This is a genomic window from Streptomyces sp. MI02-7b (assembly GCF_033793585.1).
GTDB lineage: Bacteria > Actinomycetota > Actinomycetes > Streptomycetales > Streptomycetaceae > Actinacidiphila.
On record NZ_JARAWX010000010.1, the window covers coordinates 127473 to 141020 of the forward strand.

Annotated in this window: 12 protein-coding genes; 9 read left to right on the forward strand and 3 right to left on the reverse strand. The window is 72.4% G+C overall.

Annotation, left to right across the window (positions count from 1 at the left end; genetic code table 11):
• Positions 1-17 precede the first annotated feature (17 nt).
• From rpsA to PV364_RS18540, 5 genes are all read left to right on the forward strand, one after another.
• A complete protein-coding gene (gene rpsA / locus PV364_RS18520; RefSeq protein ID WP_319661156.1) occupies positions 18-1517 on the forward strand; it encodes a 30S ribosomal protein S1 in 1500 nt (499 codons plus the stop codon).
• 149 nt (positions 1518-1666) lie between these two features.
• Complete coding sequence (locus PV364_RS18525; RefSeq protein WP_319661157.1) at positions 1667-2602, forward strand: PAC2 family protein; 936 nt, start codon at positions 1667-1669, stop codon at positions 2600-2602.
• A 101-nt stretch (positions 2603-2703) separates the two neighbouring features.
• Positions 2704-3306: a dephospho-CoA kinase gene (gene coaE / locus PV364_RS18530; RefSeq protein WP_319661158.1), complete on the forward strand. Its 603-nt coding sequence runs from the start codon at positions 2704-2706 to the stop codon at positions 3304-3306.
• Between the two features lie 70 nt (positions 3307-3376).
• The gene (locus tag PV364_RS18535; protein ID WP_401974580.1) at positions 3377-4279 is read left to right on the forward strand and encodes a slipin family protein; all 903 of its coding nucleotides are present in this window, start codon (positions 3377-3379) and stop codon (positions 4277-4279) included.
• 101 nt (positions 4280-4380) lie between these two features.
• Entirely contained in the window at positions 4381-4749 is a 369-nt protein-coding gene (locus tag PV364_RS18540) for a tetratricopeptide repeat protein (protein ID WP_319661161.1), read from the forward strand.
• Between the two features lie 63 nt (positions 4750-4812).
• Here the strand turns inward: PV364_RS18540 and PV364_RS18545 are convergent, their stop codons facing one another.
• Together PV364_RS18545 and PV364_RS18550 are read right to left on the reverse strand one after the other, a co-directional pair.
• The gene (locus PV364_RS18545; protein ID WP_319661162.1) at positions 4813-5631 is read right to left on the reverse strand and encodes an N-formylglutamate amidohydrolase; all 819 of its coding nucleotides are present in this window, start codon (positions 5629-5631) and stop codon (positions 4813-4815) included.
• 48 nt (positions 5632-5679) lie between these two features.
• Positions 5680-6252 carry a methylated-DNA--[protein]-cysteine S-methyltransferase gene (locus tag PV364_RS18550; protein ID WP_319661163.1) on the reverse strand — a complete coding sequence of 191 codons (573 nt, stop codon included), beginning with the start codon at positions 6250-6252 and terminating at the stop codon, positions 5680-5682.
• Between the two features lie 178 nt (positions 6253-6430).
• On the opposite strand from PV364_RS18550, the gene PV364_RS18555 reads away from it, so the two are divergent.
• Positions 6431-7369, forward strand: coding sequence for a hypothetical protein (locus PV364_RS18555; protein WP_319661164.1), 939 nt, complete (start codon positions 6431-6433; stop codon positions 7367-7369).
• Positions 7370-7476: 107 nt separating this feature from the next.
• Here PV364_RS18555 and PV364_RS18560 read toward each other — a convergent pair whose 3' ends face one another.
• Positions 7477-8526: a chitinase gene (locus PV364_RS18560; protein ID WP_319661165.1), complete on the reverse strand. Its 1050-nt coding sequence runs from the start codon at positions 8524-8526 to the stop codon at positions 7477-7479.
• 264 nt (positions 8527-8790) lie between these two features.
• Here PV364_RS18560 and uvrB point away from each other — a divergent pair, with 264 nt between their 5' ends.
• The 3 genes from uvrB to PV364_RS18575 all read left to right on the forward strand — a co-directional run bounded on the left by uvrB (position 8791) and on the right by PV364_RS18575 (position 13428).
• Positions 8791-10887, forward strand: a complete 2097-nt coding sequence (gene uvrB, locus PV364_RS18565; RefSeq protein WP_319661167.1) for an excinuclease ABC subunit UvrB — start codon at positions 8791-8793, stop codon at positions 10885-10887.
• A 113-nt stretch (positions 10888-11000) separates the two neighbouring features.
• The gene (locus tag PV364_RS18570) at positions 11001-11579 is read left to right on the forward strand and encodes a TerD family protein (RefSeq protein ID WP_319661168.1); all 579 of its coding nucleotides are present in this window, start codon (positions 11001-11003) and stop codon (positions 11577-11579) included.
• 31 nt (positions 11580-11610) lie between these two features.
• Positions 11611-13428 carry a TerD family protein gene (locus PV364_RS18575; RefSeq protein ID WP_319661169.1) on the forward strand — a complete coding sequence of 606 codons (1818 nt, stop codon included), beginning with the start codon at positions 11611-11613 and terminating at the stop codon, positions 13426-13428.
• Positions 13429-13548: the final 120 nt, after the last annotated feature.

Below are 13548 nucleotides of genomic sequence, written 5' to 3' on the forward strand. Positions count from 1 at the left end.
CCGGAGCCCTTTTCCTAATGACGAGCAGCACCGAGGCCCAGGCCCCTCGTACCACCCCGCAGGTGGCGGTCAACGACATCGGTTCCGAGGAAGCCTTCCTCGCCGCGATCGACGAGACGATCAAGTACTTCAACGACGGCGACATCGTCGACGGCGTCATCGTGAAGGTCGACCGGGACGAGGTCCTGCTCGACATCGGTTACAAGACCGAGGGTGTCATCCCTTCGCGCGAGCTTTCGATCAAGCACGACGTCGACCCCAACGAGGTCGTCGCCGTGGGCGACGAGATCGAGGCCCTGGTCCTCCAGAAGGAGGACAAGGAGGGCCGGCTGATCCTGTCCAAGAAGCGCGCCCAGTACGAGCGCGCCTGGGGCACGATCGAGAAGATCAAGGAAGAGGACGGGATCGTCACCGGTACCGTCATCGAGGTCGTCAAGGGTGGTCTCATCCTCGACATCGGCCTCCGGGGCTTCCTCCCCGCGTCGCTCGTCGAGATGCGTCGTGTCCGCGACCTCCAGCCGTACGTCGGCAAGGAGCTCGAGGCCAAGATCATCGAGCTGGACAAGAACCGCAACAACGTGGTCCTGTCCCGCCGCGCGTGGCTGGAGCAGACCCAGAGCGAGGTCCGTCAGACCTTCCTCACCACCCTCCAGAAGGGGCAGGTGCGCTCCGGCGTCGTCTCCTCCATCGTCAACTTCGGTGCCTTCGTGGACCTGGGTGGCGTGGACGGCCTCGTGCACGTGTCCGAGCTGTCCTGGAAGCACATCGACCACCCCTCCGAGGTCGTCGAGGTCGGCCAGGAGGTCACGGTCGAGGTCCTGGACGTCGACATGGACCGCGAGCGTGTCTCCCTGTCGCTGAAGGCGACCCAGGAAGACCCGTGGCAGCAGTTCGCCCGTACGCACCAGATCGGCCAGGTCGTCCCCGGCAAGGTCACCAAGCTGGTGCCGTTCGGTGCGTTCGTCCGGGTGGACGAGGGCATCGAGGGCCTGGTCCACATCTCCGAGCTGGCCGAGCGCCACGTGGAGATCCCGGAGCAGGTCGTCCAGGTCAACGACGAGATCTTCGTCAAGGTCATCGACATCGACCTCGAGCGCCGTCGCATCAGCCTCTCGCTGAAGCAGGCCAACGAGTCCTTCGGTGCCGACCCGGCCTCGGTCGAGTTCGACCCGACCCTGTACGGCATGGCCGCGTCCTACGACGACCAGGGCAACTACATCTACCCCGAGGGCTTCGACCCCGAGGCCAACGACTGGCTCGAGGGGTACGAGAAGCAGCGCGAGGAGTGGGAGCGCCAGTACGCCGAGGCGCAGTCCCGCTTCGAGCAGCACCAGGCCCAGGTCATCAAGTCCCGCGAGGCCGACGCCGAGGCTGCGGCCGAGGCCGGCCAGGCCGCTCCGGCGGCCGGCCCCGCCGGTGGCTCGTACTCCTCGGAGTCCAGCGACACCTCGGGCGCGCTCGCGTCGGACGAGGCGCTCGCCGCGCTCCGCGAGAAGCTGGCCGGCGGCCAGAGCTGATCGCAGGGGCTCCGGCCCCGGGTACGACGGAACGGCCCGTTCCCCTCTGGGGGGCGGGCCGTTCCGCGTTCCGGGGCGTCGCCGTGGGAATGCGGGGGGTGCGCCCTTCGTTGCACCAGAAGTTGATCAGAGCGAAAGAAGGGTGCACGGTGCTGGATCCCCAGGGGCTGTACGCATACGAGCCGGGCGGGGCAGAGGCCGTCGACGAGGCGTTCGGCGAGACCGGGCCCGTGCTGCTGTACCACTTCGACGGGTACATCGACGCCGGGGAGACCGGCGCCCAGGTGGTCGAGGAACTGCTGGAGCGCCAGGAGCATCAGGTGGTGGCGCGTTTCGACGCCGACCGGCTGGTGGACTACCGGGCCCGGCGCCCGCTGATGACGTTCCAGCGCGATCACTGGACGGCCTACGACGCCCCGGAGATCGCCCTGCGCCTGGTGCGCGACAGCACCGGCGCCCCCTTCCTGGTGCTGTCGGGCCAGGAACCGGACGTGGAGTGGGAGCGGTTCGCCGCCGCGGTCGTGGAGATCGTGGAGCGGCTGGGGGTGCGGCTGGCGCTCAACTTCCACGGCATTCCGATGGGTGTGCCGCACACCCGCCCGGTCGGGTTGACGCCGCACGGCAACAGGCTGGACCTGATTCCCGGTCACCGCAGCTGGTTCGACGAGGCGCAGGTGCCCGGCAGCGCGGAGTCGCTGATCGAGCTGCGGCTCGCGGAGTCGGGGCGTGACGTGCTCGGCATCGCCGCGCACGTGCCGCACTACCTGGCCCGTTCCGGCTACCCGGATTCGGCGCTGGCCGTGGTGGAGGCACTGACGGCGGCGACGGGACTGGTGCTGCCGCAGGTGGCGCACGCGCTGCGCACCGAGGCGCACACCGTCCGGGTGGAGATCGACCGTCAGGTCGAGGAGGGCGACGCGGAGCTGGTGTCGGTCGTGCGCGGGCTGGAGAACCAGTACGACGCGCTGGCCGGGGGGCAGACCCGGGACAACCTGATCGCCGAGCCGGTGGACCTGCCGTCGGCGGACGATCTGGCGGCGGAGTTCGAGCGCTTCCTGGCCGACCGCGAGGACGACGGTTCCTGATCCGGGTCTCCCGGACGGCACGGCCCGGCCTCGCCAGGCCTGGCGCCGTCGGGCCCGTGACCCGGCTCGTCCGGGTCGGGGGGCACCGGTAGTCTCGCGCCATGGTCACTGTGGGGCTGACGGGCGGGATCGGGGCGGGCAAGAGCGAGGTGTCGCGACTGCTCTCCTCGTACGGGGCGGTGCTGATCGACGCCGATCGCATCGCGCGCGAGGTCGTGGAGCCGGGCACACCCGGCCTGGCGGCGGTCGTCGCCGAGTTCGGCGAGGAGGTGCTGACCGCCGACGGCAGCCTGGACCGGCCGAGGCTCGGCGGCATCGTCTTCTCCGACCCCGAGCGGCTGCGAGCGCTCAACGCGATCGTCCACCCGCTGGTCCGGGAGCGCTCCGCGGCACTGGAGGCGGGTGCCGGGCCCGACGCCGTCGTGGTGAACGACGTGCCGCTGCTCGCGGAGAACAAGCTGGCCGCGCTGTACGACGTGGTCGTGGTCGTGGATGCCGCCCCGGACACCCAGCTGGACCGGCTGGTGCGGCTGCGCGGCATGACCGAGGACGAGGCGCGGGCCCGTATGGCGGCCCAGGCGGACCGCGCGGAACGGCTGGCGATCGCCGATGTGGTGATCGACAACGACGGCCCGCTGGAGGCGCTGGAGCCTCAGGTCCGGCGGCTGTGGGAGCAGTTGCGTCAAAATATCGTCAAGAGCTGATCCGGCAGCCCCTCCGCCGGCGTCCGAGGAGCAGTGGCTTCACTGCACCTGTGGACAGAGGGGGATGGGGATGGAAGGCGTGTCGGCCGTGCTCGCGGTGGTTGCCGCGGTGCTGGTCCTGGTGGGTCTGAAGAGCAGCTTCCGGGTGATCAAGCAGTACGAGCGCGGTGTGGTCTACCGCCTGGGGCGGGTGCGGGCGGCGGCCAAGGAGCCGGGACCGCGGTTGCTCGTGCCGTTCGTGGACCGCATGACCAAGGTCAACATGCAGGTGGTCACCATGCCGGTGCCCTCGCAGGAGGGCATCACCCGGGACAACGTCTCGGTGCGGGTGGACGCGGTGCTGTACTTCCGCGTCGTCGACCCGGTCAAGGCCACGGTGCATGTGCAGAACTACCAGTTCGCCATGTTGCAGGTCGCGCAGACGTCGCTGCGATCCGTGATCGGCAAGAGCGAGCTGGACGACCTGCTGTCGGGCCGCGAGGCGATCCACGAGGGCCTGGAACTGCTGCTGGCCACCCCCGCCGTCGAGTGGGGCATCCACATCGACCGGGTGGAGATCAAGGACGTGGCGCTGCCGGAGTCGATGAAGCGGTCCATGGCCCGGCAGGCCGAGGCCGACCGGGAGCGGCGGGCGCGCATCATCACCGCCGACGGTGAGCTGCAGGCCTCGGAGAAGCTCGCCCAGGCGGCGCTGGCGATGGACCAGACACCGGCCGCGATGCAGTTGCGCCTGCTGCAGACCGTTGTCGAGGTGGCGGCGGAGAAGAACTCCACGCTGGTCATGCCGTTCCCCGTGGAGATGCTGCGGTTCTTCGAGCGGGCTTCGGGTTCCGACCGGCCGCAGGAGGCTGCCGTGCCGGCCGCGGGGGCCGTCGAGGCCGGCGGGGCCGCCCCGGCGGCACTGGAGGCGCCGCAGGGCGGGCGCGGGCCCGCGGCGCTGGAGGAGGGCCGGCCGGTCGCGGAGGAGGCGTGACGTCCGCCGCGGGGTCGGGCCGGATCCTGTGGGGGAATGCATATGCGGGTGGTGATGTTGGGTAGTTGTGACCCATTGAATGCCCGGGGAAGGAGGCGGCTGTGCCCGAGCAGAGCCCCGAGAACCACGTGATCGACTTCCGCGCGGCGGAGAAGCTCCTCGAGGCGCGGGATGCGCGCGGGGCGGTGAAGCTGCTGGACTCGGTCATCGCCGTGCACCCGGAGAACACCGCTGCCCGTCTGCTGAGGGCACGGGCGTTCTTCCTGGCCGCGCAGCTGCGCCCTGCCGAGCTCGAGTTCCAGGTCGTCCTGGAGCGCGAGCCGGACAACGCGTTCGCGCACTTCGCGCTCGGCCGCACTCTGGAGCGGGCGGGCCGTGACGGGGAGGCGCGACGGCATTTCCGGCTCGCCGCGGCGCTCGACCCCAAGCCGGACTATCTGCAGGCCGCCCGGTTCCCCGACTCCGCCTGAGCGGAGCGGGGACCGCCGCTCGGCTGCGGCCCGTACGGCGCACCGCGAGCACCGGACGCGAGGTCAGCCGGCGGGACCCGCCTCGATGAGGCCGATCAGCGTGGCCAGTGCCCCGGCGACGAGGTCGAGGCCGGCGTGCGGGGCGCCACCGGGTTCGTCCATGTAGACGTCCCGCCGGATCTCGACCATCAGCGCGGACACCCCGGGCGTCGCCCGGTAGTGCTTGAGCGGCACATAGGTGCCGGAGAACGGCGAGTCCAGCCCGATCCCACCGCATCCGGCGAAGGCCTCGCGCGCCGCGGCCGACAGCCACGGCGGGGTGTGGAAGGCGTCGGTGCCCAGGCACACCGGAGGCCGCGGGCCGTCGCCGTGCAGCTCGTAGGGCAGCGGCGCGCTCGGGTAGGAGTGCACGTCGATGACGACGGCCCGGCTCGCGGCATCCAGCCGGTCCTGCACCGCGGCGGTCATCGCCGCCGCGTAGGGGTGGAACCAGGCGTCCAGCAGCGCGTGTTCGTGTGCGGCGTCGTCCTCGCGCAGCGGCGTCAGGTGCGAGGTGCGGGTGTAGACGGCGCCCATGCCGACGGCGCGCATCTCCTCGCGCTCGTCGGGGAACCGTTCGGGGTCGACGACCAGCCGGGACAGCCCGTTGACGAAGCGCCAGGCGCCCGTGCCGACGGCGGCCCGCTCGGCGAGCAGCGCGGTGTGGGAGTCCGTCATACGGTCCAACTCGGCGTCCAGCCCGGCGTCGTCGAGCAGGATCCGTTCGCGGACCGGCGCCGGCACCGTCCGTGCGCTGTGCGGCACGTGCAGCAGCACCGGTGAGCCGGTCGCGCCCTCCTCCAGGCGGAAGGGCGGCGTTTCGCCCCTGTCGTGCGTGTCCATACTGTCGTCCCCCCTCCTGCCGGACCTGTCGTGCCCGTTGCCCGGCTGTCAGAACAGCGGCTCGGGCAGGACGCCTTCCTTCGCCAGCAGCGAGCGCTTGATGTCCAGCATCCGCAGGCCGCCGCCGAAGCCGCCGATCCCGCCGTCGCTCTCCAGAACGCGGTGGCAGGGGACGACGACCGGCAGCGGGTTGGAGCCCATGGCCACGCCGACCGCCCGCGCGGCGCCGGGCTCCCCGACGCGGTTCGCCAGGTCCTGGTAGCCGACGACGCTGCCGAACGGAACGCCTCCCGCCAGTTCGCGCAGCACCCTGCGGTTGAAGCCGGAGCTCAGCGACCAGTCCAGTTCGAGGGTGAACTCCCGCAACGTGCCACGGAAGTACGCCTCGACCTGCTCCACCGCCTCGCGCAGCCGGTCGCCCGCCGGGCCGTCGGGCAGGTGCTCGGGCGTGGCGCCGAGCCGGGCGGCGAGGCGCTCCAGGGCGGCGCCGGTGGTGGCCTCGTCGGCCCGGAAAGCGACGTGGACCAGGCCCTTCTCGGTGGCGGCCAGCAGCAGCGGACCGACCGCGGTGTCCGCCACCGTCCAGGCCACCGCGCGCGTCGAGGTCTCGGGATTCGTCACGTGCACCAGCGTAGGCGGAGGCACCGACAGCGGGCCGCGGCCCCGGTGTCCCGCGGCTGCCGCCGCCGGCGGCCCGCCCCGGCAACACCGCGCCGCGTGGCCACTCGCGAGGGTGGCGGTTCTCGACAGGTCTGTCACAAAAGGTAGTCGAGTGGCCACGGTGGGGGATGGGGCTCGCATGACGCGAAACGACTACTCCGCGGCCCTGCGCAAACTCGCCCGCGAGCAGGACCGGGTGGCCACCGTCGCCCAGCTCGCCGAAGCCGGCGTGCCGCAGCGCCTGGTGCGCGAGCGCTGCCGGCCCGGCGGCAGGTGGCAGCGGCCGCTGCCCCGGGTCGCGGTGCTGCACTCCGGTCCGCTCAGCGCCGCCCAGCGGTGCCGGGCGGCCCTGGCGTTCGCCGGGCACCCGCTGACCAGGGCCATGATCACCGGGGCGGCGGCGCTGCGGCTGCACGGTGTCGCCGCCGCCGCGCTCCCGCCGGGGCTGCCGGTGGTCGATGTCCTGGTGCCCAGCGACCGGCGGATCCGCACCCACACCTGGGTACGGGTCCACCACGCCAGGGCCCTGCCGGCGCCCGACCCGGTGGACGGCGTGCCGGTGGCCCCGGTGGTGCGGGCGGCCGCCGACGCCCTGCGGGAGTCCATCGACCCCGAGTGGGCCCGTGACGTGGTGCAGGAACTGGTCGTGGTGATGGGCGTGCCGGCCGGCATAGTCGCCGCCGAACTGGGTGAGTCGGTGCTCGGTCGCCGCCCGGGCGTGGCCGCCCTGCTGGAGTCCCTGGCGAACGAGGTCCGGCCGCCCGCCGCCGGCCCTCTGGCGCGCGCCCTGGTGGCCAGATCCGGCCTGCGGCAGCCGCTGTGGCGTCCCACCCTCCATCTCGACGGCGCCTTCGTCGGTTCCCCGGACGCCTATTGGGCGCGCGACGGACTCGTGCTGGACCTCGGCCCCGGCGGCGGACGCGCCCGGTGGGAGGCGTTGGGCCTGCGGGTGCTGCGCGTCGCCCCGGCCGCCCTGGCCCGTGCCCCGGGCGAGGTGGTCGCCGCCCTGCGGGCCGCACTGGAGGGCGGTCCCTACGGGCCGCTGGAACGGATCACGGCGCTCCCGGGAGCGATGTGAGGGGGTGTGGGTGACGTGCGGTTCCCGCGGGATGAAGTCGGCGCCCGCCCCCGATCCGTACACCCGGACCGGTTCGCCGAGGAGCGGCCCGACCGGCCGGTGCCGGCTCACGCGCTGCCCACGCCTCCCGAGTGCGCGAGCGCCCGCGCGAACGCCAAGGGACGCTGCCCGACACCACTGCAGCGGTCGGAGACCGTCTCCATGGCGCCGTCGTCCGCCGCGACCGCGCATCCGCGGTCGCGGTCGGCGGACCACATCGACAGTCCGCCCAGCCCCTTCCTCCGCGCGAACGCCGACAGTTGGGCTGCGTCCTGAAGCGTGAAGACCTCGCCTTCGATGTCGTTGACGCCGATCATCGGGGTCACCTCCAGCGCCCGCCAGGCGTCCGCGTCCGACAGGCCCAGCAGGGACTTCACGGTCGCCTGGGCGGCGGTGGCGGCCCGTACCGCGTACGAGCCCATGTCGCCGGTGTACGCGGGGCCGTAGTCCATCGCCATGAGGTTGACGGCGCCGACGTCCACGCCCTCCCGGGCGGCCGCTGCCACCACCACCGCGGCGCCGTCCGTGAGTCCCGACGGCATGGCGGGCAGCGTGAAGGAGACGGTGAGGGAGCGGCCGGCGGCCTTCGCCTGCCGCTGCAGCAGGGCCACCGCGCGCGCCCTGCGCGTGGTGGCGGACGCGTCGGCCAGGGCGGCGCCCTCGATGTCGAAGTCCACCCGGGTCAGGTCGTAACGGTCGATCACCGAGGCGTAGGCGGCGGCCAGTTCCCCAGTGCTGCCGCAGGCGCTCGCCAGTTCGGTGCCGTCCGCCCCGCCGAAGGACACCCGCAGGGTGCCGCCCGCGGCGCGCAGGGCGGCGACGCGGGCCGCCAGGGGGCCGTGGTCGATCCCGTCGCGGCCGTCCCAGGAGGGCACGCATCCGTCGCGCGCGGTGACGAAGCCGAGCGTGAAGCCGTCCACACCGCTGTGCCGGACGGCCGCGGCCATGTTGTAGACCGAGGTCTGCGACGCGTCCACGTACGGCAGGAAGGTCACGCCGCCGGGCGGCGCCGCGCCCCTGGTTCCCCCCGGCGCCGTGGCGCTGAGGAGGTGAGCGGCTCCAGCGGCCAGGGCGACCGCCAGGAGGCCGGCGATCAGGACTGGTGTGCGGCGCTCCATGCCGGAGAGGCTATCGGCGCCGGGCAATTCCGTCGGGCCTTTCCGGGATCATGCGCGAAATTCCCCAGGACTCTTATTTGTGATCGCCCGTGAATGAATCCGATGATTCACCGGCGAAAATTGAGAGCGATATTCCGGGGCGGGTCCGGGCCCCGACCCGCGCCGCTTCCGTCACGGCCCTCACCGCGGCACCCGGACCGGCGCCGGGCCCGCGGCGCCACCGGCGCGGGCCCGGTTGTCAGTGGGGGGTCGTACCGTTGACCCATGCGGCCCGTATCAGACATCGAACGCAGTGTGGCGCCCTTCGAGGTCGTCAGCCCCTTCCAGCCCAGCGGCGACCAGCCGACGGCCATCGACGACCTGGAGCGGCGCATCCGCGCCGGTCAGAACGACGTCGTCCTGCTCGGTGCCACCGGCACCGGAAAATCGGCCACCACCGCCTGGATGATCGAGCGGCTGCAGCGTCCGACCCTGGTCATGGCGCCCAACAAGACCCTGGCCGCCCAGCTCGCCAACGAATTCCGCGAACTGCTGCCGAACAATGCGGTCGAGTACTTCGTGTCGTACTACGACTACTACCAGCCCGAGGCGTACGTCCCGCAGACGGACACCTACATCGAGAAGGACTCCTCCATCAACGAGGAGGTCGAGCGGCTGCGCCACTCGGCCACCAATTCCCTGCTGACCCGCAGGGACGTGATCGTGGTCGCCTCGGTGTCCTGCATCTACGGCCTCGGCACGCCGCAGGAGTACATCGACCGCATGGTCCGTCTCCAGGTGGGCCAGGAGATCGACCGCGACGCGCTGCTGCGCAAGTTCGTCGACATCCAGTACGCGCGCAACGACGTGGCGTTCACCCGCGGCACCTTCCGCGTGCGCGGCGACACCATCGAGATCTTCCCGGTCTACGAGGAGCTCGCCGTCCGCATCGAGATGTTCGGCGACGAGATCGAGGCCCTGTACACACTGCACCCGCTCACCGGCGAGATCATCACCGAGGACGAGCAGATGTACGTCTTCCCCGCCACCCACTACGTCGCCGGGCCCGAGCGCATGGAGCGCGCCATCGCCGGCATCGAGAAGGAGCTCGGCGAGCAGCTGGCCGTCATGGAGAAGCAGGGCAAGCTGCTGGAGGCCCAGCGGCTGCGGATGCGGACCACGTACGACATCGAGATGATGCGGCAGATCGGCACCTGCTCCGGCATCGAGAACTACTCGCGGCACATCGACGGCCGCGAGACGGGCTCCGCCCCCGACACCCTGATCGACTACTTCCCCGAGGACTTCCTCCTCGTCATCGACGAGTCGCACGTCACCGTGCCGCAGATCGGCGCCATGTACGAGGGCGACGCCTCCCGCAAGCGGACCCTGGTCGACCACGGCTTCCGGCTGCCCTCCGCGCTCGACAACCGCCCGCTGAAGTGGGAGGAGTTCCTGGGACGTGTCGGCCAGACCGTCTACCTGTCGGCCACCCCGGGTCCGTACGAGCTGTCCCGCGGCGACGGTGTCGTCGAGCAGATCATCCGCCCGACCGGTCTGGTCGACCCCGAGGTGATCGTCAAGCCCACCAAGGGGCAGATCGACGACCTGGTGCACGAGATCCGGCTGCGCGCGGAGCGCGACGAGCGCGTCCTGGTCACCACCCTCACCAAGAAGATGTCCGAGGACCTCACCGACTACCTGCTGGAACTCGGCATCCAGGTGCGCTACCTGCACAGCGACATCGACACCCTGCGCCGCGTGGAGCTCCTGCGGGAGCTGCGCGCGGGCGAGTACGACGTCCTGGTCGGCATCAACCTGCTCCGCGAGGGCCTTGACCTGCCCGAGGTCTCCCTGGTGGCCATCCTGGACGCCGACAAGGAGGGCTTCCTGCGATCGGGCACCTCGCTGATCCAGACCATCGGCCGCGCGGCGCGCAACGTCTCCGGCCAGGTGCACATGTACGCCGACAAGATCACCCCGGCCATGGAGAAGGCCATCGACGAGACCAACCGGCGCCGGGCCAAGCAGATCGCGTACAACGAGGAGCGGGGCATCGACCCGCAGCCGCTGCGCAAGAAGATCGCCGGGATCATGGACTCCTTCGCCCGCGAGGACGCCGACACCGAGGAGCTGCTGGGCTCCGGCCGCCAGCGCTCGCGCGGCAAGGCCCCCGTTCCGGGGCTGTCCGGCAAGGCCGGCGGCAAGCGCGCCGACAAGAGCCTGCCGGCCGCCGAACTGGCCGAGCTCATCGGTGAGCTGACCGACCAGATGCACACGGCCGCCGCGGACCTCCAGTTCGAGGTGGCGGCCCGACTGCGCGACGAGGTGGGCGAGTTGAAGAAGGAGCTGCGGCAGATGCGGGAGGCGGGTGTGGCCTGACGCCGTTCCCCGTCGCGCACCGCGGTTGCCGAACCGCGGTGCGCCGGTCACGCGTCTACCCATAGGGTGCGGAGCAACCGCACGTCGGCAAACTGGGTGAGAGGGGACAGCGCGTGACGGTCAACATGACCAAGGGTCAGAAGATCAGCCTGCAGAAGACGGACGGGGGGACCCTCACGTCGGTGCGCATGGGGCTCGGCTGGCAGGCGGCCCCGCGTCGTGGCCTGTTCGGCTCCCGCACCCGGGAGATCGACCTCGACGCCTCCGCCGTGCTCTTCGCCGACAAGCAGCCCGTGGACGTGGTGTTCTTCCGGCACCTCGTCAGCGACGACGGCTCGGTCCGGCACACCGGCGACAACCTGGTCGGCGGCGCCGGCCAGGGCGGCGACGACGAGTCCATCCTGGTCGACCTGGCGCGGGTGCCCGTGCACGTGGACCAGATCATCTTCACGGTCAACTCCTTCACCGGACAGACCTTCCAAGAGGTGCAGAACGCCTTCTGCCGGCTGGTCGACGAGACCAACGGGCAGGAGCTGGCCCGCTACACCCTCACCGGGGGCGGCGCCTACACCGCGCAGATCATGGCGAAGGTGCAGCGCAACGGCGCGGCCTGGTCGATGACCGCCATCGGCACCCCGGCCAACGGCCGCACCTTCCAGGACCTCATCCCGGCGATCCTGCCGGCGCTCTAGACAGGCAGGCCGGGCACGAGGGGGCGCGGGCATGACCGCCGAACTGGTCCACGGACAGAACCATCCGCTCCCCGGCACCCGGGTCGAGATCCGGGTGTCGGCGGGCACGGCGGTGGTGCCCGGCGTCACCCTGGGCGACGGGCAGGGAAGGGTGAGCGGGCCCGACGCGGTCGCCCTGCCCGGCTCCGGCGGCCTGCCGGGGATCGAGATGCCGTCCGGCCCGGCCTCCGAGCACCGGCTCGCGGTCGACCTGGACGCGGTCCCGGCCGCCGTGGAGCGGGTGCACGTCCTGCTCGCGCTGCCCGCGGTCACGGGCGCACCCACCCGGTTCGGGGTCTGCGCCGCGCCGCATCTCGCGCTCGTCGCCCCCGGCGGTGCCGAGATCGCGAGCTTCACCGTCACCGGGCTCCGCAGCGAGTCCGCCATCGTCGCTCTGGAGCTGTACCGCCGCCAGGGCGCCTGGAAGGTGCGCGCGCTCGGCCAGGGCTACGCGGGCGGGCTCCTCGAGCTCCTGCGCGACCAGGGGCTCTCCGCGACCGACGCCGGCCGGCTGGCCGCCGCCCTGACCGCGCCGGCGCCCGGGACCGGGAGTGACGCACCGTCCGCACCGCCTGTTCCGTCGCAGGCCAGGGACCGCGTTCCGCCCCGGGAGCGGCCCCGGCCGGAGGCTGCCGCCGGCCGGCGCGCCGCGACGAGCCCTACGACGCCTCCGGCTCCTCCCACCGGCACGGCGCCGGCGGCGCCCCCGGCGCCCGTCGCGGGCGACGCCGCCGGCCGGACGTTGGAGGAGCGCCTGTACAACCAGGTCTGGGGCATGTTCGAGGACCTGTCCCGCGCCATCGCCGCCTACCGCAGCGCCGTCGACTTCGCCGAGTCCCGGCTCGACCGGGAGCTCGACGCCGTCCTCGCCGATCCGCGGACCCGGGTCGGCCCCGCCGCCGAGGCCGCCCGCGACCAGGCCAGGGCCCGCCAGGCCGAGCTCGTCGACCGGGCGCGTGCCGTCCTGGACCGGGACCTGGCCCAGCTGGCCGCGGAGCGCGACGTGGTGGAACCCGCCCTGCCGCCGCCCTTCGCGGGCTGGGAGAGCCCGGTGTGGCACGGCTGGACGGCACCCACCGAGCCCCCCATGGCGGTCCGGCTCGGCGACCTCCATCTGCCCGAGCGTCCCGAGCTGCGCATCCCCATGCTGGTGCGGCTCCCTTTGGAGCGGGGGCTGTGGGTCGACAGCGCGCAGGATCGGCGCGGGGCGGTGGACGTGGCCGTCGCCCTCGCCGCGCGGCTGCTCGCGTCCCATCCGGCGGGGGAGTTCGCCGTCCGCGTGGTGGACCCGGCCGGATCGGCCACCGGGGCGCTGGCCCCCTTCACCGACTCCGGCGCGCTGCGTGAACCGCCCGCCACGGGAGCCGCCGGGGTGGCCGCGCTGGTCGCCCGGCTGACGCAGCGCGTCGACCTGGTGCAGATGGCACTGGACGCGGGCGGCCCGGTGCAGCTGCCGCCCGGGTTCGACCCGGCCCGGCAGCTCCTGGTCGTCAACGACTTCCCGTACGGCTTCGACGACCGGACCATCACGCAGCTGCGCTACCTGGCCGACGAGGGCCCCCAGGTCGGCGTCCACCTGCTGCTCGTCGCCGACCGCGAGGACGCCCGGGAGTACGGCCCCGTCCTGGATCCCCTGTGGCGCTCGCTGCTGCGGCTGACCCCGTCGCCCGACGACCACCTGGCCGACCCGTGGGTCGGCCACGCCTGGACGTACGAACCCCCGCTGGCCCCGCCCGGCAGCCAGGTGGTGCCGCGGGTCCTGCGTCAGGTCGCGGCGGCGCGCCGTACCTACGACCGGGGCCGCCGCTGAGCGGCCGGCCGGCCACTGGTCGATCACCGTCCGACGGCGGTCACGGCCGGTCGGCGACGCCCTGCCCCGATCCCACCTGATTGACCATCACTTTACCGTCTTTACCTTTCCTTGGTATTT

Bases quoted from the DNA above. Each gene is read 5' to 3' on its own strand.
- rpsA (WP_319661156.1), top strand. From the start codon at position 18: ATGACGAGCAGCACCGAGGCCCAGGCCCCTCGTACCACCCCGCAGGTG.
- coaE (WP_319661158.1), top strand. From the start codon at position 2,704: ATGGTCACTGTGGGGCTGACGGGCGGGATCGGGGCGGGCAAGAGCGAG.
- PV364_RS18535 (WP_401974580.1), top strand. From the start codon at position 3,377: ATGGAAGGCGTGTCGGCCGTGCTCGCGGTGGTTGCCGCGGTGCTGGTC.
- PV364_RS18545 (WP_319661162.1), bottom strand. From the start codon at position 5,631: ATGGACACGCACGACAGGGGCGAAACGCCGCCCTTCCGCCTGGAGGAG.
- PV364_RS18555 (WP_319661164.1), top strand. From the start codon at position 6,431: ATGACGCGAAACGACTACTCCGCGGCCCTGCGCAAACTCGCCCGCGAG.
- PV364_RS18560 (WP_319661165.1), bottom strand. From the start codon at position 8,526: ATGGAGCGCCGCACACCAGTCCTGATCGCCGGCCTCCTGGCGGTCGCC.
- uvrB (WP_319661167.1), top strand. From the start codon at position 8,791: ATGCGGCCCGTATCAGACATCGAACGCAGTGTGGCGCCCTTCGAGGTC.
- PV364_RS18575 (WP_319661169.1), top strand. From the start codon at position 11,611: ATGACCGCCGAACTGGTCCACGGACAGAACCATCCGCTCCCCGGCACC.